Origin of the sequence: Nocardia uniformis NBRC 13702 (genome assembly GCF_001613345.1) — a bacterium.
GTDB classification, from domain to species: domain Bacteria; phylum Actinomycetota; class Actinomycetes; order Mycobacteriales; family Mycobacteriaceae; genus Nocardia; species Nocardia uniformis.
The window spans coordinates 1-1,645 of the sequence record NZ_BDCE01000119.1 but is presented as its reverse complement, the minus strand read 5'-3'; the positions used below and the strand labels follow the sequence as shown (position 1 = coordinate 1,645).

At 64.2% G+C, this 1,645-nt stretch carries 2 protein-coding genes; both read right to left on the bottom strand.

The genetic code is table 11. The annotated features are described in order from the left end of the window. A partial coding sequence (locus tag NU1_RS38435) for an AAA domain-containing protein (protein ID WP_371859881.1) occupies window positions 1–275 on the bottom strand: 275 nt, incomplete at its 3' end. Continuing rightward, the coding region (locus tag NU1_RS42455) for a hypothetical protein (RefSeq protein WP_067529204.1) at window positions 265–1,645 on the bottom strand (1,381 nt) is incomplete at its 5' end. The genes NU1_RS38435 and NU1_RS42455, both read right to left, overlap by 11 nt.

Genomic DNA, 1,645 nt, shown 5'->3' with positions numbered 1-1,645 from the left:
CTGAGCCGACCGATCGCGATGTCCGGATGCGCCTGGCCGAGGCGGGTGATGAGGTCGTCGACCTGATTGTTGGTCTGGGCGACGATCATTGGCCGCTCCCCTCCCGCGGCGAGGTCTCCTGCGGCGCGCACCACGAGGGTGCTCTTACCGGCCCCCGGCGGGGAGTCGACGACGACCGCCCGGTGAGCGGTCGAGGTCAGGTCGGCCAGGATCGCGTTGGTGACCGCCGCTGCCTGCCCGGCAGGGTCGAAGTCGATCCTGTTGTCAGTCGTCATTGCCCCACACCTCTGCGTTGGCCGTGTCGGAATTCGAGATGTCGAGATCTGGCGCTGAGGTGTCGGTGTGTGTCCATGGTGTCGCGTCCGGATCAGGGAAGGTGGGAGTCGATCGCCAGCCAGGGTCCGGCAGGTAGGCGATGCGCCGGCCGACTTCTGGCACCGATCCCGGTTGGGGTGTCAGGGAACGCCCCATGCCGCCGTTGATCTCTACGGTCACCAGACTGGTGTCTCCGTCGAGTTCGGTGCTGACAATGACGGCCTTGTGACCGGTCGCCATCTCAGGACTGATCAACATGGTTCCGTCTGGCAAGCGCGTGGGATCCAGAGTGCGAATGGTGACGAGTGGTCGTGCGATTCGCCGGTTCTTGGCGCTGGTGATGACTCGGTCCGCCGCTGCCGATTCGACGATCCCCGCGAACGCCTCCCCGATGCTGCGCCGGTCGGCGAGCACGAAGGGGTCATCGAATGCCCTTTCCGCTGCGAAGTTTTCGATAGCCTGCTCCAGTTGGCTGAGCCTTCGTGCTGCCCCGACCGCGTGGTCCCGAGCGCGCTGCGGCAAGGCCGTGCCGGACTCCTGGTAGTCGGAGAAGTTTGTGAACGACCCGCAGTCCCTGTCGAAACGCTTTGCCGCGCCGGGTGCCTCGGAGACCCCACGCAGCAATGCGATTGCGTCCCACATCATGCGCCAGGTCGGTTTGATCTGACCGCCGATCAGGTCGTGCAGCTCCTCCTCCGCGGCATCGATGGCGAGCCTGTCACCGGACACCCTCGCGGCATCGAATTCTTTTATAGCCGAGTGTAATTGGTGATTGTCGAAGTCCGGTGATGTGATGGGTCCGGCGGGTGGGCAAATGATCGAATTCTCCGCGTCCAGGAGGGCTTGTGCGACGGTCAGCTCGTCCGGTGGGCTGATCCATGCCAAGACGGAGGCGAGATTTTGGTCCTCGAGGGTGCTCTGTCCGGTCGCCCAGTGTTCAGTGAGCAGCTCTGTGACGGCAAGCAGCATCGACGTTCCCGCTTGTTCGGCCGAGTTGGTGAGAAAGGTGAGCCACCTGCCCATTTCGGGAACGACCGCTGGGACCGGGAAGTCTCCGGTGGTCTTGCGGAAGCGGCACGCCCGGCCCAGGTCGGTCAGCGCCTTGATACCGCCGGGATTGGGTACGAGGATCTGCGGGGCGGTTGTGAACCGCGACCGCGACGCACCGCCGCGAGAACGAACTTGGCGGCTGTTCAGCCGACAGGAATTGATGTAGTCCATCACGATGGCACCGAGTTTCGCGGCGAAGATGAAGCGCTGGTCCGGATTTCGCGGCTGTCCGACAAAGATGAGCCGCGGCGATCTTTTCGACTGCCCGACCATCACCGCT